Raw genomic sequence first — 23273 nt, forward strand, 5'->3', positions numbered from 1 at the left:
AGTGTGTTCCGGGCCTGCCGCCGCATCCGCCATCAACAGCGGAAGCGAACGGATTTGCGCGGGCATTTTGGGCGCGTCCGGGACCATCGGCGGGGCGACATCGCCGGGCCCCACAGGGCATCGAACCGAGTTTGGGCTGATATCAGGAGCCGGTGATCAACCGGCCGCGCGTGGCTTGCAAGGCGAGCCCGCGGCAGATCAAGGGATGAAGATCATGCGCATCGAGCGCCGCTATACCACCGCCGGACAGTCGCCCTATGCCGCGATCCCGTTCCGATCGGCCGTCAGCGAGATCAAGAACCCGGACGGCTCCGTCGTCTTCCGGCTCGAAGGCATCGAGGTCCCCGAGGCCTGGTCGCAGGTCGCGAGCGACGTGCTCGCGCAGAAGTACTTCCGCAAGGCCGGCGTGCCCGCGCATATGAAGAAGGTAGAGGAGAACGACGTTCCCTCCTTCCTCTGGCGTTCGGTCGCCGACGAGGCCGCTCTTGCCGAATTGCCCGAGGGCGAGCGCTACGGCTCCGAGATCTCCTCCAAGCAGGTCTTCGACCGCCTCGCCGGCTGCTGGACCTATTGGGGCTGGAAGGGCGGCTATTTCACCTCCGAGGAGGACGCTGCCGCCTTCCATGACGAATTGCGCTTCATGCTCGCCACCCAGCGCGTCGCGCCGAACTCGCCGCAATGGTTCAACACCGGCCTGCACTGGGCCTATGGCATCGACGGTCCGAGCCAGGGCCATTTCTACGTCGACTTCAAGACCGGCAAGCTGGTGAAGTCGAAGTCGAGCTACGAGCACCCGCAGCCCCATGCCTGCTTCATTCAGGGCGTGCAGGACGATCTTGTCAACGAGGGCGGCATCATGGACCTCTGGGTCCGTGAGGCCCGCCTGTTCAAGTATGGCTCCGGCACCGGCTCGAACTTCTCGATGCTGCGCGGCGAAGGCGAGAAGCTCGCCGGCGGCGGCAAGTCCTCCGGCCTGATGTCCTTCCTCAAGATCGGCGACCGCGCCGCCGGCGCGATCAAGTCGGGCGGCACCACCCGCCGCGCCGCCAAGATGGTGGTGGTCGATGCCGACCATCCGGATATCGAGGCCTATATCGACTGGAAGGTGAAGGAGGAGCAGAAGGTCGCCGCTCTCGTCACCGGCTCCAAGATCGTCAAGAAGCATATGAAGGCCGTGCTCAAGGCCTGCGTGAACTGCGAGGGCGATGGCGACAGCTGCTTCGATCCCGAGCAGAACCCGGCGCTGAAGCGCGAGATCAAGCTCGCCCGCAAGGCGCTGGTGCCGGACAACTACATCAAGCGCGTCATCCAGTTCGCCAAGCAGGGCTACAAGGACATCTCCTTCGACACCTATGACACCGACTGGGATTCCGACGCCTATCTCACCGTTTCCGGCCAGAACTCGAACAACTCGGTCTCGCTGACCGACGATTTCCTGCGCGCCGTCGAGACCGATGCCGATTGGAACCTGACCGGCCGCACCACCGGCAAGGTCGTCAAGACGCTGAAGGCCCGCGACCTCTGGGAGAAGATCGGCTACGCCGCCTGGGCCTCGGCCGATCCGGGCCTGCACTTCAACTCGACGATGAACGACTGGCACACCTGCCCGGCTTCCGGCCGGATCCGGGCGTCCAATCCGTGCTCCGAGTACATGTTCCTCGACGACACCGCCTGCAACCTGGCCTCCGCCAACCTGCTGCAGTTCTACGACACGCAAACCAAGGCCTTCGACGTCGCGGCCTATGAGCATCTCTGCCGGCTCTGGACCGTCGTGCTCGAGATCTCGGTGACGATGGCGCAGTTCCCGAGCCGCGAGATCGCCGAGCTCTCCTACGAATACCGCACGCTCGGCCTCGGCTACGCCAATATCGGCGGCCTGCTGATGACCATGGGCCTCGGCTACGACTCGGACGAGGGCCGTGCGCTGGCTGGCGCGCTGACCGCGATCATGACCGGCGTCGCCTATGCGACCTCGGCCGAGATGGCCGGCGAGCTCGGTCCCTTCCCCGGCTACAAGAAGAACGCCAGCCACATGCTGCGCGTCATCCGCAACCACCGCACCGCAGCCCACGGCCTGGCCGACGGCTATGAGGGCCTGAGCGTCACCCCGGTCCCGCTCGACCACGCCACCCTCGCCCGCCTCGGCGGCTCGGCCGTCACCATGGCGGAGCGCTCGCGCATCGTCTGGGACCAGGCGCTCGAGCAAGGCAAGCGCTACGGCTACCGCAACGCCCAGTCGACCGTGATCGCGCCGACCGGCACGATCGGCCTCGTCATGGATTGCGACACCACCGGCATCGAGCCCGATTTCGCCCTGGTGAAGTTCAAGAAGCTCGCTGGCGGCGGCTACTTCAAGATCATCAACCGCGCCGTTCCGGATGCGCTCCGCGCGCTCGGCTACCGCGAGGCCGATATCGCCGAGATCGAGGCCTATGCCGTCGGCCATGGCTCGATGAAGCAGGCGCCGGGCGTCAACCCCTCGACGCTGCGCAGCAAGGGCTTCACCGACGAGAAGATCGAGGCGATCGAGAAGGGCTTGAAGAGCGCCTTCGACATCAAGTTCGTCTTCAACAAGTGGACGCTGGGCGAGGATTTCCTCACTGGCACGCTCAAGGTCCCGGCTGACAAGCTCAACGACATGTCGTTCGAGCTCCTGCCCTTCCTCGGCTTCAGCAAGGCCGAGATCGAGGCCGCCAACGTCCATGTCTGCGGCGCGATGACCCTGGAAGGCGCTCCGCACCTGAAGACCGAGCACTACAACGTCTTCGATTGCGCCAACCCCTGCGGCCGCATCGGCAAGCGCTATCTCTCGGTCGAGAGCCATATCCGCATGATGGCGGCGGCGCAGCCCTTCATCTCGGGCGCCATCTCCAAGACCATCAACATGCCGAACGACGCCACGGTCGAGGACTGCAAGAGCGCCTATATGCTCTCCTGGAAGCTGGCGCTGAAGGCGAACGCCCTCTACCGCGACGGCTCCAAGCTCTCGCAGCCGCTGAACTCCGCGCTGATCTCGGACGAGGACGAGGACGCCGACGACGCCGTCGAGACCTTGGTCGCGGCGCCGATGGCGGCCCGCGCCACCCAGATCTCGGAGAAGATCGTCGAGCGCATCGTCGAGCGCATCGAGCGCAAGCGCGAGCGCGAGAAGATGCCGGATCGCCGCACGGGCTACATCCAGAAGGCCACGGTCGGCGGCCACAAGGTCTATGTCCATACCGGCGAGTATTCGGACGGGCGCCTCGGCGAGATCTTCATCGACATGCACAAGGAGGGCGCGGCCTTCCGGGCGATGATGAACAACTTCGCCATCGCGGTCTCGCTCGGCCTGCAATACGGCGTGCCGCTGGAGGAGTATGTGGAGGCCTTCACCTTCACCCGCTTCGAGCCCTCGGGCTTCGTCGCCGGCAACCAGTCGATCAAGAACGCGACCTCGATCCTCGACTACGTCTTCCGCGAGCTGGCGATCTCCTATCTCGGCCGCCACGACCTCGCCCATGTCGACCCCAGCGAGATCGGCCATGACGTGATGGGCAGCGGCGTCGGGCAGGACAAGGCGCCGGACGCGACCCCGGTCGTGACGACTCCCCTCGCCTCCACCGGCTTCCGCCGCGGCAAGCCGATCAACCTGCTCGCCATCCAGGGCGGCGGCCAGGGAAGCCATGCGGCGAACGACGCGGTCGCCCGCTCCACCACCTCCGCCATCGGCCTCGCCACCGCCGGCGCCACCGCGCTGAAGGAGGAGCCCGAGGCCTATGGCGAGGCGGACATGGCCAAGCTCGGCTTCGCGGCCCCGACCGCCCAGCCGACCCAGTCCGAGCGCCGGGCGGAGGCGATCATGAAGGGCTATGTCGGTGACTCGTGCGGCGAGTGCGGCAACTTCACGCTGGTCCGCAACGGCACCTGCCTGAAGTGCAACACCTGCGGGTCGACGACCGGCTGTAGTTGATTATTCCGGGGTGCCTTATTGAAGATGTAGGCGCTCCGGAGGTTTGGTCTGAATCCACCCAAAGTGCGCCTCGATGAGAGCGGAAGTTCGCCTCACTGTGAGTGGAACCATAGTTTGCCTTACTGACGCATCAGCGCACCGCAATTGACACAACAGCCTGCCGCACCTCGCGGCAGGCTTTTTTTGTGCAACGAACCCGTCGGCTCCCCGGGGGCGATCACATGGCCGCTCTGTCGGCAATTCTGGCGCTCGTTCGAGGGCTTAAGTACCAGTGCATCTCCCCTCGCCGTGAGCTGAGCCGCCCTCCTTGCGCCTTGCGCGACGAAATGAGGACGTGGAGGTCGAAAGCGCCGTTCTTGGCGAAACCATCCGTTGGGCGGCCATAACGCGCAGCGCGCGGCACAGACTTTGCCGCCAAGCCGTCCGGCTGGAGGGACACCGAACGAAGACCGAAAGGCCCGCCGTATTCCGGGCCCAGGCAACAATCTGGGGGGCGATCGTCCCAGTCCGTCCAAGCCGCGACACCCAGCAAGCCAACGGATGAAGCGATGCGGACCTCCAGAAGAAGTCTAACTCCCCGAATGCTCGAAACTTCCCTCCAGAGCCGTCTCCACGGAAAGGTGGATACGGCGACGTACGAAGCGCTTCGATGCCATTTGGTCGGCCTGCTCCATGAGCAGACATTCCCGACCTATAGAGGCAGTGTCATCGACGTAGCCGTGATGTCCGGCGATACTGGGATCGAGCCGGAGACGCTGAAGCGAATTCGGCCCGACTTCCAGCCGATTTGCGACGCAATTAGTCGGGCAGCGGTTGACGCTCCTATCCCTCGGAATCCGGCCTCCTCGCCAAGGCGCAGCAGTCAAGATTGGCACAGGTCCGCTCCGGGCGGGATGGAGCGATCTGGCAAAGATCTACGCTCTGTCTCGAAGGCGCCCTCGCCCCTTTGGACGGTTTGGGCCGAGCCTGAATCGTTCGCCGCGGCGCTCCGCCTGCATATGGCACGGCACAGGGACAGCCTTCGTCGCCTGCATTCTGCGCTGGCCGCCTCCAATGACGCACCGTCCCTCAACACCCTAGCTTATTGGTATCGAGGGGTCTCAAAGCCTTCGACGGTCGCCAGTCGTGCGACATTGGCAGCCATCGAGCGTCGCTACGCGCTGCCGGCGGGCTACTTCACCGCCAAGCTTCCTCCGCGGGAAGAGAAGACGGCCGCTTCCAACGTAGTTTATATCCCGCACACAGAGCGACGCCGGCTCGCCTGGTACCTGCCTGCCGATTTCGCACGACGTCCCGCTGCCGAGCAGGAGGAAATCCTCGACTGGGTTCGCCAGGTCATCATCAGTGGCAGCACGGAGTACCGCCGTTATCAGTCGGCGGCAGCGAGGCAGAGGTACGCCTTGCGCTTCAAGGGACTTGCCCTGGAGCCAACGGCGGGCAGGCACGCCAGGACCGACACGACACGCAACAGCGCCCTTATCGACGCCCCGCCGCAATTGTTTCACGAAATGAGTGAACTCGTTCGGTTCAAGACCTCCACCCTGACGGCGGTTGGACTACGACGAAATGGCGTGTGGAACGCCGAGACCGCCTCCCAGAAGGTCGAGCACTTCGCGCTCATGTTCGGTGCCCTCGGCTCCGATCCTCACGGTGACATCGCCGGTCGGGGTGTTCCGCTCGAAGCAATGACGCTCGCGATGCTGATATTTCCGTCTGTATGGGATTGGTATCTCGGCTGGCGCGAACGCAGGCGCGGCTTCTTCACAATGTGGGAAGTCGATATGCTCACAATCCTCCTGTCCGTGGTGAAGTCCGAGACAGGCTGGCTTCGCCAAACTCCCAGTATCAGTGATCACCTCGTGCCAGTTCCCGGCCTGATTTCCGGCGGCGAGATCGCCGCCGCTCAAGCGGACTGGGCCGCGGCATGCGAAAATATGCACAAGCATGCCAGGAACAGAATCAAGGAGATCTCCCGGGTAGTTCGCGTCCACCGCGACCCGTTCGAGCCGATCCTTGCGATCTTGGAGGCGCAGAGCCCGGTTTCCGAGTATCGCAAGATCACGGAAGAGATCTTGCGGCTGATGCCGAACGAGAACCTGTACCCGCGCGCTGCGGCCGAAGCAGTGCGTTCGTTCCTTCTACTACGGCTCGGCCTGCATCTCGGGCTCAGGCAACGCAACTTGCGTGAGTTGATGGTCTGCCCGCGCGGGCGGATGCCGCTTTCCGAACGCAGATTGGAGGAGCTCAAGCGCGGCGAGTTGCGATGGTCCGCGAAGGACGAGGGTTGGGAAGTCCTGGTCCCTGCCGTCGCATTCAAGAACGCAAGCTCGTCGTTCTTCGGTTCCAAGCCGTTTCGACTTGTGCTGCCCGACCTCGGCGGCTTGTACGGAATGATCGACGCCTGGATCGGACGTCATCGGGAACGGTTGATCGGCCCTGCCGAAGATCCCGGGACGTTCTTCGTGAAGACCGTCAAGATCACGAGCGGCGGCGCCGCCTACAATCAGACCACGTTCTACGAGGCATGGCGCCTGACGATCCAGCGTTACGGCATCTACAATCCCTATACTGGGCGAGGCGCGATCGAGGGCCTGCTTCCACACGGGCCCCATAACGTTCGGGACGTCCTCGCGACTCACATCCTGAAACAGACCGGTTCGTACGAGCAGGCGAGCTACGCGATCCAGGACACACCGGCGATGATTGCAAATCACTACGGTCGCTTCCTCCCTCAGGACAAATCCGCCATCGCAGCAAAAATCCTGAACCGTGTCTGGTCGGACGCGTAAGCGGCTGCGCCTGCGTTTGGAAGCAGACGGCCCCATCTGGGGCCGTCTAGCGTAGACTAACTTACAGTTGCGATACGCAACGCTTCGCGCGATTTAAGCCCCCTGGGGGAACGATCATGATCGAAGCATATCAGCATACCGTCTCCGAGGTCCTAGGCGACCGATTCTTGCACGAAATTCCTCCCTACCAGCGTCCCTATGCATGGACGCCGAACGAAGCCAAGCAGCTCCTGATTGACTTGCTCGAGGCGGTCAACGCGTCGCGAGATGAACCGTATTTTCTCGGCAGCATCGTTCTAATTCGGCCTAAGGGGCAGATCACCGGCCAAGTTGTCGATGGCCAGCAGCGTTTGACGACTCTTACCATTCTGGCCGCGGTGCTGCGCGACGTGGCAATCGACGAACGAGAAAAGGAGGCCCTAGGCTCTGTGGTCTACATCGAACCGAACCCATTCAAGGCCCAGGTCGAAGCCGTAAGGGTCAAGGCGCATGATCGCGACCGCGGCTTCTTCAAGGACGCCATCCAGATTCCCGGCGCGACCTCCAAGGCAACTCCGCCTCAGGAGCCCAAAAACGAGGCGCAAGACCTCATGTGGGAAAATGCGCAGACGCTGCGGGTACTAGCGCTCGACTTGCCTGATGTTGAACGCCAAAGGCTGGTCTCGTTCCTGCTCACGAAATGTGTGCTCGTAGTAGTCTCCACTGAATCGAGAGCCGCCGCCCTTCGGATTTTCAGGGTGTTGAACGACCGGGGAATGGACCTCTCGAACGCGGACGTGATCAAGGCGGACCTTCTCGACAAGTTCACCGACGCGAGCGAGATGGCTCATCAGGCCGATAAATGGCGCGAGTTCGAGAACGACCTTGGACGTGACGAATTCGAGGGATTGCTCGAAAATCTCCGCTTCATCCGGGAAGAAATGCGTAGCCGGCGCACTTTAAGTGATGCGTACAACGAGCATTTTCAGGGCGTGAGCCCGAATGTCGTGCGAGATTTTTTTGATAGGGAACTCGCCCCCGCTCATCGAGAGTACGTGAAGATCCTAGACGGCGATCCCGGCGATTTTCCCGTGGAACTACGGCCTGCCGCCGGCGAGGCTCTAGCCGGGCTATTACTTGTGCCGAACCGGGACTGGACAGCCGTTGCAATCGCCGCCTCGTTGGCACTCGGCCATACCCCCGCCCTGGTCTCCGTATTGGAGCGATTGGAAGGTCTTGCATGGATTATGCAGCTCGGCCGACGATATGACACGCAGCGCCTAAATCGGTACGTAAGCATCCTGCGCGCCCTGAAGATCGATTCCGCCGAAGTCGACAAGGCTCTGACACCGACGCTTGAGGAGATCGCCGATGCCTGGTCGTCGTTGAATGGCCCCCTCTACAATCGCTTTCCAACGAGTGTTGTCCGCGCGATCCTGGAGCGCCTCGACCGACTGATGGCCGAACAGCCGGTCGTCTGGGACGGCCAAAAGACGGTAGAGCACATCTTGCCTCAAGTTCCCCAGGCGGGAGCCTGGAGTGAGTTCGCCGACGAGCAGCGCGAAGTGATTACGCACACGCTCGGGAATCTCGTTCTGCTAACAGCGAGAAAGAACTCCGGGGCGTCCAACCTCGAATTTCAGAAGAAACTCGACATCTATTTCGGCCTCGGTCCCGGAAAGGCGAAAAAGCGAGCGACATATGCGAGCGCACAGGAACTAGCTCATCTAACGGTCTGGAATCCGGGCACCTATTCGGAGCGCCACCGACGGCACACGCAAATGCTCGCGCAGCGTTGGGGAATTCCAGCCCCGACCACCATTGCTTGAAGATACTCGCCGACCAGACATGCCTCTTGATCCGCGACACCTTAGAGCCTTCAAAGCTGACGTCTTGACACTGACGTCGGAAGAGATCTTCGAACGCTATGTGGCGCCTGATGCCTGCATGGGCTTCACCAATTTGGATGAGCGCTCCCTGAGGCAGCGCGTCGGCGACAGATTCGAGATCCCGATTGCAAATGTTTACATCGTGGGATCGGCGAAAATCGGCTTCACGCTGACACCTAAGAAAGGCCGCCCGGTATACTCCGCGTTCAGGCCGGAATCGGACGTCGATGTGGCCATCGTATCCGACGCAATCTTCGACCGGGCTTGGAAGGAGTGCCTGCGATTTTGGCACGGCTCAGGATATCGCGAGAACACCGGCTACTGGGCCGAACGCGGGAAGGATTTTCGATCTTACCATTTTCGTGGCTGGATGCGCCCCGATAAGCTGCCCTCGGGTGGCGCGCTCACTTACGCGAACGAGTGGTTCGACTTCTTTCGTCAGCTTGTGAGCGACCGTGTCGCGGGAGATTCCAGGATCAATGCCGGGGTGTACCGAGAGCGTCACTTCCTGGAAATGTATCAGCGCATCGCGATCGACGGGTGCAAGGCGAGACATATTCGATGAAGACATCTGCCGAAAACCGCCGTGTCCGACAACTGCTGAGCGGCATCCAGAGCGGCGAGATCACGCCGCGTCCCGAGTTCCAACGCAACCTCGTCTGGTCAAACGCCGACAAGTTGCGGTTTCTGGACACGGTCCTGAGCGGTTATCCGTTCCCTGAGATCTACCTGGCAACCGGCGAGGTGGACCTTGAAACTGCCGAAGGCACGGAGATGCTGGTCGACGGGCAGCAGCGTATCACGACACTCCACCAGTATTTCACCGCGTTCCCGGGTCTGAAACTTTCTGCCGACATCAAACCCTACGAAGCCATGACCAACGAGGAGAAGTCCGCATTCCTAAACTACGAGGTGGCAGTGAGACACTTAGGTATCATCGGCCCCGACAAGATCCGAGAGGTTTTCAAGCGCATCAACTCCACCGCCTATTCGCTGAACGCAATGGAAGTGAACAATGCTCGCTACAACGGCCCGCTGAAGAAGTGTGCTGAGTGGGTTGCGCAGCGTCCATTCTTCGCGAACCACGACACTTTCAGCGCGCGCGAGGTCAGGCGCATGCGGGACGTAGTTTACAGCCTAACGATCGTCATCAGCATGCTATCTACCTACTTTCATCGCGATGATGCCATCGAGGACTATCTCTCCCGTTACAACGACGAGTTCCCCGACGACAACGAGATTAGGGAACGGGTGGAGAACGTCACGGCATTCATCGACGACTGCCGATTCCCGGACAGATCGCGAGCCTGGAAAAAAACTGACCTACTCGTACTTATAGTCGAGTTGGACCGCTTACTGAACAAGGAAGCTCGTCAGCTCGATGCACAGACGGTCGGTGCTGCGGTCGAGCACTTCTATAACCGCGTAGACGCCGAGATGGCCGCCTCGTCGGGTGACGACGATCTGCAAACGTACTTCAAGACGACCGTTCAGGCGACAAACGACCGAAGCGCTCGCATCAATCGGGGAAAGGTCCTCCGCACCGTTATCTTATCGTCCCAGGAAAGTCCGCAACTCGTCTGAGAGTCGCTCCAGATCGCGCGTCGCGCACTCCCACACCGTGAGCACTCGCCATCCGTCCGCCTCGAGGGAGCGTACGGCAGCCTCGTCTCGCGCCCGGTTATCGGCCAACTTCTTCTCCCACCAGACGGCATTCGCAACTGGCCGTCTCCGCCCTTTCGCGCAGTCATGGGAGTGCCAGAAGCAACCGTTGACAAACACGACCGCGCGTCGGCCTGGGAACACCAAATCAGGCCTCCCCGGCAAGTCGCGGCGATGAAGGCGGTACCGATAGCCTAGCCTGTGGAGGAGCCGCCGCACGACCATCTCGGGCTTGGTATCCCTCGAACGGACCGCGGCCATATTCCGAGACTTAGCCTCGGACGGTGAAAGTCTTGGCGGGACGGCCATCATGAGGTTACCTGGGGCCCAATCGGAGATTCGGAAGACGCATGGCTACGTTCGAGGAGTTCGCAAGGCAGCTCGAACGATGTGTCCAATCGCAAGACGAGATCAATGCCTTCATCGCCGCATTCGCCCGGGTGCGCATTAGACGCATAGTCAATCTCTCCGGCGCTCCTGCCGTCGACACGTGGCCAGCCTTGCCAACGGTAGACTGGACCGACGAGATCAAAGTGCAGGCTAGTGGTCTCCCTGAGTCTCTGAAAGCCGAACCCTGGAAGCGTTGGCTTCATCTCGACATCGCGTTGGACAAGGACCAGAAGGTCGTCGACCGCTACATCTCTATGACCGGGGTGTCCGACAAGCAGCGAAGGGCCGTCTTTCCCTTGCTTTCGTCGGCGAACTCGCGCCGACTGCCGATCAACGCCAACGCCGTCGCGAAGGAGGTTCGGAGCCTGAATCAGTGGCTCGAATGGGTTCGCGAGCAGGGCTTCGAGCCGACCCGATTCATCGACTACCAGAAGAGCCTCACGATCCACGGCAACACCCAGAACGTTTCCGGTGCAGTTGGCCACGTGGGAGCCGTTTGCGCGTTTCTCGACGCCCTTGGAGAGATCGCACCCGACGCCATCGTCGATATGGATGGCACACACGTCGACGCGGACACACGATCACCAGAACGGATTCTTGGGTGGATCGACTCTGGTGGAAAGGTGCCTAGAGCAGCTCTGCTAAAAAACGGGCGGGCCGTCGCATTCCCGAGCGATCCGGATGTGGCGATTTTCACGTCTATCGACGGCAAGCAATACAAGACCGCCGCCGACGCCCACGCCGCGTACGAAGCAGTCCGCCGTCAGCCCGCGCTTCGTCGCCAGCAGATCCACGAGTTCGTTGTGGGAGAGGTGAAGACAGCAACGGACCCGGCAAACCTTCACGAACGGTTGGCGCTCGGTTCTAGGGAAACCAGGAACGAAGTTCGCACCGACCGTTTTCTTATGATGTCAGTTCTGACGCGAGAGATACTGCGAGGCGGCTCCGGCAAGCAGTCAGGGCGAACTTTGGAGAACCGTGACGTCGAGCGCTTCAGCGATGTCTTCAACCTACATTTTGCCTGGGGCTGGGACGGCGGGAGGATTAGCCATCCTGAACATTGGGCGCAATTCAAGTCCCGGGTGAGAACCTGGTGTGGCCTCTAACTACTCTGCTGCGACCATGGGTTGGTCCGGGACGAGCGCGCGGCGGCGCTGCTCGCGAACCGGCGTAGTCGTAACGTCGGTGACCATCAGGACCGAGTTCTGGGAGCACGAACTCATCAACCGTTGGACGAACGCCCGTCTCCATCCAGCGGACCAAAGCCGATACCTGGTAGCTCACCACCGGCGGAACGGCATCTCCAATTTGACGGTATCGAGAGGCTAGCGCGCCTTTGAATTTGTAGTCGAAGGGAAAGCCTTGAATGGACGCCATCTCCCGAACGGTGAGCAGCCGCGTTTCCTCGGGGTGGGTGTACCGGCCATTGCCGACGTGCGCGCACTCGCGCTTCACGGTCGGAGCGGGACGATCCCACCACATACGACCGTACACATCGGGGTGAGAGCCGAGGTCCTTAGTGTCCCACCGCACGCGCATTGAAGGCGTCAACATCTCAAGCCCGCCTTTCTGACGAGGAAGGTCGAACCACGATCCACCGTCGCGCGGCACCGCTTCGAGACGGGTCCGCACGTCATCGCGAAAGCCGGGGGCTACGTCCGCGGCGTCGGAGATCGGATTCCGAACTTTCCACGCCGCGAGACGCGACAGCGCTGTCCGAACCGTCATGATCCCAGCCTCGACATGGTAGCCCTCCCACAGCTCCTCCAGCGTTCGGGCCTCGCCAATCCTGGACGCAGTGATCAGGGCGCGCTCGCGAACTTGCGGGAGGCCGAAGTCCGACAGGTAACGGATATCAGTCGCCACGGAATATTCGGCCGCCTTCAGCCGCTCGACCAACGCAAGCGCGTGATGCGAGAATCGGCCACGGAGGAACTCGCGCGCGTTCTCAATGACGATATGGCGTGGACGGAAATACTCGACGAAGTCCCCTACCCGACGTGCCAGATCGTTTCGGTCGCCGTCGATGACGTGGTTCGTCGGCTTCGCCCGGGAGAAGTCCGTGCAAGGAGGGCACGCAGATAGGACGCCGAGCGAACCAGGCTTCAAGTCGACGCCCGATCTGCGCTTCACTTCGGCGCGGAATGCCTCCGGCGTCAGGTCGAACATATTCTCGGCCACTGGGACGACGCCGAGGTTGGCCGTATAGGTCGAATTGCAGTCTGTGACGCCCGGCCCACCCGACGGCTTGCCTTGTTCGATGTCCACGGCGCCAACTAAGCGGAAGCCCTCACGACGAGCGAACCCGACCGACATACCGCCAGCGCCGGAAAATAGGTCGACAAACGTTAGGGGCTTAGCCATGTCCCAAACCAATCTGCTCCGACTCACGTTCAGGATATGATCTCGTAACGTCTCTTATGTCTGATTGATGACGTCTGCGCAGTGGGAATTTCAGAATATCACCCGACCAAACTTCGCAGTGCCGCCACGGCCTCCTCCGGCGGCGTCCGCACTCGGCGAACGCGCCGTATCCACTCGGTGCGTAGGGGATCGGAAGGCTTCTCGATCTTCATTCGGCCGCGATGGCGAACGGCCTTTCCATTCTGGCTAGGTGTTCCCGAAGCCGCTCGCGGAACCCGGGAACGAATCTGAGCGTCCCTCGCTCGGTCCTGGAAAGGAACCCGCTCGTGGCGCGTACTGAGAGCGGTTTGCCTTCGTAATGAAGGAATTCCGCGAGAGGGGGGCGATCGCGCCACACCGGAAAGGGACCGATCTCGACCTTGGACCGTCGCTCACCATCGAAACGCGCGGCTTTCGGCCACCGACCATCCTTCGAGAATGGCCGATCCCTCGTCGCGTCGTAGGAGCCGGCGGAGGCCAGGCGCTCGCCCAACCAGGCAGCGACGGGTCGCGTCACGGCGTTGCCGACCAGCGCCCATCTGACCGAGGCGCGCCCGACGCGCTCCGCAGCCTTCGTCCAATCGCCCTCCATCCCCTGGAGTCTCTCCGCGTCCCGGATGTCCGGCGTCACGACCCGGCCGTCCGGCAGCATGATGGCCGGCGGCGACGCGATGCCGACAGTCGATCCGTTCTTCAGCGTCGGCACGGCATCCCTCGCCCATCCGAGCCCACGGATGCCCTCGGTCCAGTAAAATCCGTGTGCATGTGTCTCCAGCGAGGTCGTCGCATCGGGTTGGGCGACGTCGTCTACGCAAAGGACGGAAGCTGGATCGACGTCGGTCAGCGTCGCAACCATCAGGACGCGCTCACGGCGCTGCGGCAGGAAAGCGAGCGAGTTCACGATGCGATAAGCCCAGCGATAGCCGCGTTCCTCGAAGGCCTCGACGAGGGTTCGCATCGCCCTTCCCTTGTCGAGTTGGAGCATGAAGCTCACGTTCTCGAGCACGACCCAAGGCGTCCGGCTGCGATCGATGAGCCGGAAGACGTTCTCTACCAACCCCGAACGCCGCCCGACGACGCCCGCCGTCAGTCCGGCCTGGCTGAGGTCCTGACAAGGGAAGCCGGCGACGAGGGCCTCCGTTCCGCTCGGAAGGTCGGGGAGATCGACGACGTCGCGCCATACGTCGACCCCCGGAAAACGATCCGTGAGCACGGCCCTGGCGGGTTCCCAAATCTCGCACAGGAGCTGGGTCTCGTGGCCGGCCGCAGCAAACCCCGCCTCCAATCCCCCGATCCCTGCGAACAACCCGACGGTGCGCATCGATACTCCAACGATCTGCAAATCCCGACCGAATCCAGATTCGCATTTTCTTCGCTACGCACTCCAGAGCAATAGCCGACGCCGTCTCGACGACGCTGCTCGGACCGTGTCGCCGCGAGGCGGCTCCGCCAAGTTATCGAGCTGGCGCTTCGAGGCTCCACCCTTCAAAGTCGCCGCGATGACCGACTCGATGTCACCTACCCTTGCCGGCTCCGAGTGGACCACCGCCGAAATATCGGCTGTGGTCTCCGACTATCTCGCGATGTTCGCGAAGGAAGTTGCCGGGACGGCCTACAACAAGCGCGAGCACAATCGAGCCCTGCAAGCGATCACGGGGCGATCGCCCGGCTCCATCGAATTCAAGCATCAGAACATCAGCGCAGTTCTCGCGGAACTCGGCCTTCCATGGCTACGGGGCTACAAGCCGCGCTCCAACTTTCAGGACGCCTTGATCGCCGAAGCGGATCGACAGATCAAACGCCTTGACTGGCTCGACGAGGCTCCCCTGCCTCTCCCCGTGCTGTCGAACGCCGAACGACGGATATTCGTCGAGCCGCCAACCCGATCGCCGGCACTCGAGCAGCCGGCTCTCGGAAGGCTGGTGCAAAAATTCGACCCCGCGGAGCGTGATCGGCGAAACAGGGAACTTGGGAAGGCCGGCGAGGAATTCGTCGTTGGGGTTGAGGAACGCGCGCTCTTGATGGGCGGTCGTCCGGATCTGATGCGAAAGGTCCGCTGGGTGTCCCGCGACGACGGAGACGGTGCCGGCTTCGACATTCGCTCGTTCGATCTAGAAACGGGCCGAGAGCGACTGATCGAAGTGAAGACCACGCGTGGGTCTGCACGGACCCCCTTCTACGTCACGCGAAACGAAGAGACGACGTCGCGTGAGCTCGGCGACGCATGGCGTCTCTACCGCGTCTTCGAGTTCGGCCCCGCTCCCAAGATCTTCACCGTGGTACCTCCGCTCGACCAGCAGGTTCGCCTCACGCCGACGACCTGGCTCGCATCTATCTGATCTCTCTCCAGACGCGCGGTCTCTATGCGAGGTTTCGACCTTCACAATGTGATCGCGCATGTGCCTTAATTTGGAGGGGGAATCATATGATCCAGCCTCTATTGACCCTAAATGGGGCACGACAGGCACTATTGCTGTCGCGGCACATGTCCACGCCGGACGGCTCGCCTCTATACGCATATCGATTTGAAGCAAGTGAATTCGAAGGAGTGCGGGAGCTGCTTCGTGCTCACGGGGCGAAGGCGCTTCGCGACCCAGCGGGCGGCGCGCTGCTGGTAATGTATTTGGCGGAGTGGTTTAGGCGCGAGCGGGACGGCGGCGGCTGGGACTGGGTAACGCCGCTTGGAAGGATAGGGGTCAGCTATCACCCCACGGCAGCTTGGGCCGACGTGCGATATACGGAGGTCAGGGACTGGGTCGAGGCGGGCTTGCGTTCGTGGCGGCGTCCGATCCCGCCTCGCCGTTCTCTGCTCGCGACCATTGTCCAGGAAAGCGGCTTTCCGGCAGCGGACGTCGCCAAAGGACGCCTGGGAACCTGGCTCCGACGGGCGATACTCACGGCAGAGCGCGGCCTGAACACCTATGACGCGGTGTCCGCGGAAGCCTGGCGGGCGCCGGAAACCCTCGCCCGGGTCTTGTTCCCCTCGGTCGTGAAGCTCTGCGAGGCCATCATAAGGCTTCGGAAAAAGGTTTCGGGAACTCCAGGCGACGCGGTTACCGCTCTCGATCTCGATGAGCCGTCTTGGCGTGACACCCTGCCGTTCGACGTAAGGGACGACCATTTCCGCCACCTCGTCGAGGAATTGGTGGTTGCGCGACCGAGCCAGGACACAGCGCTGAGGGTTCACCGAGGATATGTTCTTTCGGACGACGTGTGGACCGGTCGAGCCGAGTTGCGCCTGGACGGCGAAATTGACGAAGCGCGAGCCCCGCCCCACCTTCTGGCCGGGCTCGCGGATTATTCCCGTGCGCGGGTGTACCCTCGCGGAGAAGCGGCTCGATGGACGTCGCCTATCGCCGCCTTGGAGCGGGAGCCCGACGAGAACGGTGGCGAGCGGTGGCACCTGCGTCCGCTCGTGGCCCGATACGCGCCGCCATTGGATCTGCACCAGGAAGTCAGGCTGGCCGTCGAGGCTGGCGTTCGACAGGTAGCGGAGTTCGTGCCCCTAGGGGGCGAACCGCTCGTCGGCCCGGTCATCTCGCTGATGTTGGCGGAAACGGACGATCCTCTCCGAGCCAGGAGCTTGGACGTTCTGGGGGAGTCCCCGGTTTCGACCACGCGGCCCTGGCTGGTCCTCGCATTGAGTGATCGAGGAGCGGCCGAGGTATCGGTCGAAGGTGAACATTTCTATCTTGCCCAACCGGCGCGAGACGGACGCCACCTGATGGCGTTCAGCGGTGTAGCGCGGCTGTCGGTCGATGGCGTGGCGCTTGTTTGGAGGACGAAAGCCAGCGTCGAAAGCGCGGATCGCTTGGTGCTGATCGGCCCGCAGGTCCCCAACATCAAGGAGCCGATCTTCAGGGGCCCTCCTACGGCCTGGATCGACCGCGACGGAAGAATGATCTCGGTTCGCGCATCCGACGTGTGCTGGAAGCCGGTCGGCAGCGGCACCTGGCAAAGCATCTCCCACAGGTCGCCCGTCGGGTCGGTTTATCTGGCGGTGAGGAAGGAAGGAAAGATTTCTGTCATGAGCCGGGCAGCCGTAGCGCCCGGCGAGTTTCGCCTTCATCGCGACCGCTCGGCGCGGCGATTTCACGCCGACGGATTGGCAGGCGCGAACGTCAAGGCGTTTGTGGACCACTCCCCTCTTGCCACGATTGCCACTGCGAGCGGCATCGCGGTCCAGGTGGACCATCTTCCGCCCGGACGTCCGTTGCGCATGACGCTTACATGGGAGGCATCGCTCGATCTGTCGATGGACGACCCTTTAGCGCTGCCGATGCTCTTAGCGGAAGATGGCGCCGAAGCACCGCCGCGCGCCTGCCTGACGCTGTCTCGCCTAAGAGGCTTCCGGCTGTTGTCGCACGAAACTAATGAAATCATGTTCGAAGGGCGCGCTCCGAGCGCGACGCCGATACAGATCGTTCGCAGAGTGTCCGGATCGATGCCGCTTGCCGCTTTCGAGCAGGTTCTTGAGGAACTCCTCGGCGCGTTCGACAGCCTCGATGCCAGCGTAAGGTTGTCCTGGGCCAATCGCGGGGATTGGTTCGCGGAAGTGCGCAGATGGGAAACGCGCCAAGCACCCCAAGCTGCCCGTCCAAATTCGGTCTTCGCCGTGCTGGCCAATAGGAATACCCCGCGTCGTCGAGCGGTGAGCCTTCAGGCACCGTCGGCAGGATGCCTCGCGAATCTGGTCGAGAACGACCCTGGAAGTCTCGCCGACGCACTTCGGCGCGATCTTGCGCCCGGACCATGGCTGCTGACGGGCACTACGCCGGACGGAGCGATCCTGCGGCCTGCCGTCTTGCCAGATTCCACGACCATTTCCGTACAGTCCGACCAAATCGCATCCGTTCTCGCCCTAGCGAAGGCGGTTGATCAGGGGGGCATGCAGTTGAGCGCAGGGCCCGCCTCGGCAAATCGAGAGGAGCTGCGCTGGCTGATCGACCTCTGTTTGGCGGCGAAGTCGATCGAGTCGCCGTACGTGGCCGTCGATGCGCTGCGGATTCTTTCCAGATCCTTCCGCCTGGCCCCCGCAGTGTTGGCGATCTGCCGGACACCGGAGGAACGCTACGCCGTCCTGGATCTTCAAGGCAGCCTGCCGTTCATGTGGTGCCTGACCGAAATATCGATGTGGCAGTCCGCCTTCGGCGCTGCCCATGCCGCTCTTCGCGACCAGTTCACGGCCGCGGAGATCGATGATCCTTCGCGAACCGCGGCGGCAGCCGTCTCGCGCGGGCTTGGTCAGATCGTCGACGCGTTGCCCATTTTATCGACCCATGCGTGCCTGAGCCTGCACGAGCTCCGCGACTTGGCGACCACCGACATCCCATACTCCTTGAGCCGGCGCCCGCAACGCGACGACCTCTCGTCCATCGCGCAGAGCCTCGTCACGCGTCGCCTGGACGACGAGATTGTGTCGTTGCCCCGCCTTTCTGATCTTGCGGGCGTTCAAGCCGGACTCTGTAGGAGGTTCGGTTACGACCAACGCTTCGCGGAGGTATTGGCCGCGCCCATCGTCGCGGCACGATCAGCCGCGGGTCGCCTCGTGCCCGATCTCAAGATCACGGCCGCTTGCCGAGCGGCCTGGACATGGGATCGGGAGTATTTCGAGGACGCGTTTCGCGCGGCGCTGCTCGTTGAGGCACAGACGCCTGTCCTGGAGGGGGTGAAATGATCGAACTCGCGCGATTGCTGCGCATCCTCCCTCGCGATGCCGCGGAGGCGATCGTCGGAATGGCGCGCCTCAAGTCGGTAGACCTCAAGGCGCAGCTAACGGCCACGCTTGGAAGGGCGGCCGGCGAGCCAGGGTCCGTTCTGGCGGAGCCGTTTCTGGAGGGGGCGTTTCCGTGGTGCAAAAGGGATGGCGGATGGGCCGGCCTGCCTCACGGCCTGTTGCACGACCGTACCACGGAAGTACTCCGTCAGGTCGCCTATGCCCCATACGACCACCAGGTCGATGCCTGGCGCGAGCTCTGCAACGAGAAGCCTCGGTCGGTGATCGTGACGAGCGGCACCGGTAGCGGAAAAACCGAATGCTTCCTGACGCCCATCCTCGACAGATTGGTGAGGGCATCCTCCGGCGGCACGACACGTCTCGAAGGCGTGCGGGCGCTGATGCTCTATCCATTGAACGCGCTGATCTCCAGCCAGGAGGAACGCCTCTCCAGGTGGTTCAAGCCGTTCGGAGGCATGTTTCGATACTGCCTCTACAACGGCGATACGCCGCCCTCCGCTCGAAGCTTGATCGGCCGGGCAGAGCCCTGGAAGGTCGCCGACAGGGCGACGCTGCGCGCCTCGCCCCCGCCCGTGCTCGTCACGAACGTGACGATGCTGGAGTACATGCTGATCCGTCAGCAGGACGCTCCCATCCTCGCGCGATCTAAGGACACGTTGGATTTCGTTGTCCTCGACGAGGCCCATAGCTACGTCGGCGCGCAGGCCGCGGAGGTCGCCCTTCTGCTCCGTCGGGTCGCGATGGCTTTCGGGCGCAGACCCGATCAGGTCCGCTGGGTGGCTACGTCGGCGACGATTGGCGGAGACGACGTCAGCGAGCTCAAGACGTTTCTCCGCGACCTGTCTGGCGCCCCCGAAGAGAACGTGCATGTCGTGCGTGGACGGAGGGCGCCGCTCCCCCCTGCCCCGTCTGATATCGCGCATCGCCCTGTCGACATGGGCTACCTTGTCGGGGCCGCGCCTTCCGAAGCTGGAGCGAGCTTTGCTCGGTCTGCCCCGATGCGAGCCGTGCGGACGCGCCTGTTGGGCGGCGACAGCCTGTCATGGCGCGGCTGGCGCGAGCAAGCGGAACTCATAGCCGGTCCGGAGGCAGACCCCGTCAACGTTCTGGTCCAAGCCGCAACCGCACGCGACCCCAACGCAGACGATGCCGCGGTTCGTGCGGATGCCAATTCGGTCCTACCCGTCCGCATACACCTCTTCCACCGAACTCTCGTCGGCATGTGGGCTTGCATCGACCCAACATGCCCGGGACGCCCGCCCGCCGTAGGAGCCGCGGCCGACTGGAGGTTCGGCGCCGTCTTTGTCGATCCTCGGGAGCATTGCCCGCATTGCGCGGCCATGGTGCTCGAGTGGGCGTATTGCCCCCAGTGCGGGGACGGCGCCCTCAAGGCCGAGGAGACGCCGGATGGTCGCGCCGTTGGACCCTGGTCCGGCGTAGTCAGAAACGACGAGTTCGAACAGACGCTCGATCGGGACGAAACGTTCGGCGAAGAGAGCGAAGACGAGCCTGCCGAGACCGTCAGCCCTCCTGATTTGCGGCGACGCTATCTGGCCGCCGAGCGAGGCCGTCCCTCCCGAGTGCTGGTCCTGGATCGGCGCACGGGGGCCATCCAAGACGGGCTCGGATCGGAGGGTCTGCGCTTCGAGGTCAGCAACGGGCTGAACGGGTGTCCATGTTGCGGCGTCGTGCAGCCACCGTCCGCCGGTACCCGGCCGGCTCTCCGGTCGCTCGTGGCCGGCGCGCCCTACCTTATGTCTCAGATCACCCCCGGCTTGGTAGGCGGGATGACGCCCAGTCCACCTGGCCCCGTCCCCTTGCCGCTCTCGGGGCGACAATTGATCACCTTTACGGATGCGCGCCAGGGCACTGCACGCCATGCAGCGACCATTCAGGTCGCTTCCGAGCGCGGGTACGTCCGCAGTTTCCTCTATCACTTGTTGCAGGACCGCCCGAGCCCGGATTTCGCCGCGTTGGAAAAGACCGACGCTCAGATCGCAAAACTTGAGCGCATGGGTCCGGAAATGGCCGACGTCTTGGCCATGATGCGCGAGCGCCGCGAAAAGGACGCCGGCCCGGCACCGGCAAAGCCATGGCGCGAGGTCGTTCGCACTCTCGCCGCCGAGACCACCGTGCAGGACTTCCTAGGCCAGCTTTGGAGCGACCGAGACCCGGAGTTCGACGATCCGGAGCGACTTTCGGAATTCCTGCTCTACCGGGAGATCATGCGCCGCCCCGTCCGCGCGAATAGCGTCGAGACGCTGGGTTTGGCTCGATTGGTCGTGCCCGGCGTCGACGGACAAACGCCACATCTTCCGGCGTCGGCAGTCAGGCTCGGTCTTACCGTAGAGGACTGGCAGGACCTCGTCCGATTGTTCGTGACGCACTTTCTGCGCACCAACGTCATCCTGGACTTCGATTTCTACAAATGGCGCCGATGGATCGACAGGCGCCAGTCGCATATAGCGGCGGTCCGCTGGGAACCGAATCTCGTCATGCCGGACCGCACTCGCGTCTGGCCCAATCCCTATGCCAGGCGACCCAGCCGCGTCGTCAGGATGCTGACCCAAGCCCTGTCGTTGAACCTCGACGACGCCACGACACGAGGCGAGGTTGCGGATCTTTGCGAGGACGTCTGGAGAGTGCTGTTTCCCTCCATGCGGGCGGTTGACGGCGGGTATCGCCTGAAATTGGATTCGCTGGCGCTCGCCCCCGTGGATAAGGCATGGTTCTGCCCGACCACGCGACGGTTGGTCGATACGACCTTCCGGGGACTTAGCCCCTACAATCCCCCGCTTGGAGCGCATCCGCGCACCTCGTCCTACGAGCTCCCTGTCTTGGCGTTCCGTCGCGGCCACGATGCAGAGGGGCGCAGGGTCGACGAGGCGACGGTGGATGCATGGCTGAAGTCAGACGAACGCGTCTCGCGGCTTCGGGACATCGGAGCCTGGGGCGACCAACAGGATCGCGCGGCACGCTTCACGCCGTGGCTGAGAACCGCCGAACACTCGGCCCAGCAACCAAGCTTCGTGCTGCGCGGATACGAGACCGAATTCAAGAAGGGCCGCATCAACGTGCTCGCATGCTCGACGACCATGGAGATGGGCGTCGATATCGGCACGATCGAAGCCGTGCTCAATACGAATGCCCCGCCTGCCATTGCGAACTATCGCCAACGCATCGGCCGAGCGGGCCGCGGCGGTCAGCCCATCGCCCTGGGTCTGACCCTCTGCAAGGACCGGCCGTTGGATCGTATGGCATTCGCCGCGCCCGATGCTTTCCTCAAGCGCGAGGTTCCCGCCCCGAAGGTTAGCTTGGAAAGCCCGACGATCGCTAGGCGTCACGCCCACGCCCTGCTCCTCTCGACATTTCTCAAAGGCGAGAATTCCGAACTCCACAAGCTCACCAACGGCGTCTTCTTCTCGTTGGGCATCGATCCGGATCCGACCGCCCGGCCAGCTCCCTACCAACGCTTCTTGACGTGGCTGGACAAGGCAGCCGACGATGCCGACCTGCGCTACCGCTTGCTGGATCTGCTCCAGGGAACTCCGATTCAGGTCGATGTCGAGGTCTTCGAGCGAGCGCGAGACGCCATCGAGCGGGTGCGGCTTGGGCTGGAGGCCGAGTGGGATGCGCTCAGCGACGATAAGGCCTCGACCGACGTGGCGGCCGGGCGCAATCGAGAGTTCCAGCGCCGGCGCCTCCGAGACGCCTATCTGTTGGGCGAGCTTTCCGGGAAGGGATTTCTGCCGTCCCACGGCTTTCCGAGCGACGTCGTCGCGTTCATTACGGAAACGGGCGAGGAGAAGCGGCGTCGGGAGGCAGAGGAAGACAACCGCTTCACGTCGCGAAACTTCCCATCCCGCCAACGCGACATCGCGATTTTCGAGTATGCGCCCGGACGCAGCATCGTGATCGACGGCGTGGTGCGCAGGTCGGACGGCGTCACACTGAATTGGAAGCGACCCGCCGACCAGGCAGGCGTCCGGGAGGTCCAAAGCCTCAGGGTCACGCGAGCGTGCAGGACCTGCGGGGCGCTCCTGTCTGCACCCCAGGCGGCCACGCAGGGCCCGTGCCCGGTCTGTAGCGGCTCCGAATTCCAGGTCCGAAGCTATCTGGCTCCGGCCGGATTCGCCGTCGACATCAAGTACGAGGTGCATGACGACGCCAGCGAGGTCGGTGCTCCGCCTCCAATTGCCCCTTGGGTGTCCACGAGAGCTACCGAATGGCGCTCACTTCCCGATCCGGACGTGGGTCGCTTGCGCATCGGCCCCGACGGATTGGTCTTCTGGTTCAATCCCGGCCCCAATCATCTGGGGTTCGAGATTTGCCTGCACTGCGGGAGGTCCGAACCAGAAACGTCCCGCGACGGAACCTCCGGACTCTGCGGCACCGGCCGTTGCGTGGCGGGCCGCGTGCGGCCGACGACATCACATGCACCGGAGCGCCCGAGATCAATCCATTCGGGACGGTGA

General features: G+C 63.0%; 12 protein-coding genes. 9 read left to right on the plus strand and 3 right to left on the minus strand.

From position 1 onward, the window contains the following. Window positions 1-214: 214 nt before the first annotated feature. The 5 genes from ACFJGT_RS10845 to ACFJGT_RS10865 all read left to right on the plus strand — a co-directional run bounded on the left by ACFJGT_RS10845 (window position 215) and on the right by ACFJGT_RS10865 (window position 10190). Window positions 215-3949, plus strand: coding sequence for a vitamin B12-dependent ribonucleotide reductase (locus tag ACFJGT_RS10845; protein WP_377848522.1), 3735 nt, complete (start codon window positions 215-217; stop codon window positions 3947-3949). Window positions 3950-4497: 548 nt separating this feature from the next. Next, on the plus strand, window positions 4498-6738 hold the full coding sequence (locus tag ACFJGT_RS10850) for a hypothetical protein (RefSeq protein ID WP_377848523.1): 2241 nt from the start codon (window positions 4498-4500) through the stop codon (window positions 6736-6738). Window positions 6739-6854: 116 nt separating this feature from the next. Next, window positions 6855-8546 carry a DUF262 domain-containing protein gene (locus ACFJGT_RS10855; RefSeq protein WP_377848524.1) on the plus strand — a complete coding sequence of 564 codons (1692 nt, stop codon included), beginning with the start codon at window positions 6855-6857 and terminating at the stop codon, window positions 8544-8546. Between the two features lie 64 nt (window positions 8547-8610). Further along, a complete protein-coding gene (locus ACFJGT_RS10860) occupies window positions 8611-9171 on the plus strand; it encodes a hypothetical protein (protein ID WP_377848525.1) in 561 nt (186 codons plus the stop codon). Then, complete coding sequence (locus ACFJGT_RS10865; RefSeq protein WP_377848526.1) at window positions 9168-10190, plus strand: DUF262 domain-containing protein; 1023 nt, start codon at window positions 9168-9170, stop codon at window positions 10188-10190. Before ACFJGT_RS10860 ends, ACFJGT_RS10865 begins: the two co-directional genes overlap by 4 nt. Here the strand turns inward: ACFJGT_RS10865 and ACFJGT_RS10870 are convergent. Then, window positions 10158-10580, minus strand: a complete 423-nt coding sequence (locus ACFJGT_RS10870) for a very short patch repair endonuclease (RefSeq protein ID WP_377848527.1) — start codon at window positions 10578-10580, stop codon at window positions 10158-10160. The two genes, ACFJGT_RS10865 and ACFJGT_RS10870, sit on opposite strands and share 33 nt — an antisense overlap. Before the next feature lie 38 nt (window positions 10581-10618). Here ACFJGT_RS10870 and ACFJGT_RS10875 point away from each other — a divergent pair, with 38 nt between their 5' ends. Then, the gene (locus ACFJGT_RS10875; protein ID WP_377848528.1) at window positions 10619-11764 is read left to right on the plus strand and encodes a hypothetical protein; all 1146 of its coding nucleotides are present in this window, start codon (window positions 10619-10621) and stop codon (window positions 11762-11764) included. Here ACFJGT_RS10875 and ACFJGT_RS10880 read toward each other — a convergent pair. After that, the gene (locus ACFJGT_RS10880; RefSeq protein ID WP_377848529.1) at window positions 11730-13022 is read right to left on the minus strand and encodes a DNA cytosine methyltransferase; all 1293 of its coding nucleotides are present in this window, start codon (window positions 13020-13022) and stop codon (window positions 11730-11732) included. The genes ACFJGT_RS10875 and ACFJGT_RS10880 overlap by 35 nt on opposite strands. Window positions 13023-13230: 208 nt before the next feature. Beyond that, complete coding sequence (locus tag ACFJGT_RS10885; RefSeq protein WP_377848530.1) at window positions 13231-14382, minus strand: DNA cytosine methyltransferase; 1152 nt, start codon at window positions 14380-14382, stop codon at window positions 13231-13233. Here ACFJGT_RS10885 and ACFJGT_RS10890 point away from each other — a divergent pair. The 3 genes from ACFJGT_RS10890 (at window position 14375) to ACFJGT_RS10900 (ending at window position 23273) form a co-directional block, all read left to right on the plus strand. Further along, window positions 14375-15400: a DUF3883 domain-containing protein gene (locus ACFJGT_RS10890; protein WP_377848531.1), complete on the plus strand. Its 1026-nt coding sequence runs from the start codon at window positions 14375-14377 to the stop codon at window positions 15398-15400. The genes ACFJGT_RS10885 and ACFJGT_RS10890 overlap by 8 nt on opposite strands. 86 nt (window positions 15401-15486) lie before the next feature. Then, on the plus strand, window positions 15487-18738 hold the full coding sequence (locus tag ACFJGT_RS10895; RefSeq protein WP_377848532.1) for an STY4851/ECs_5259 family protein: 3252 nt from the start codon (window positions 15487-15489) through the stop codon (window positions 18736-18738). After that, window positions 18735-23273: a DEAD/DEAH box helicase gene (locus ACFJGT_RS10900; protein WP_377848533.1), complete on the plus strand. Its 4539-nt coding sequence runs from the start codon at window positions 18735-18737 to the stop codon at window positions 23271-23273. Before ACFJGT_RS10895 ends, ACFJGT_RS10900 begins: the two co-directional genes overlap by 4 nt.

Origin of the sequence: Allobosea sp. UC22_33 (assembly GCF_042700715.1) — a bacterium.
Classification (GTDB): Bacteria; Pseudomonadota; Alphaproteobacteria; order Rhizobiales; family Beijerinckiaceae; genus Allobosea.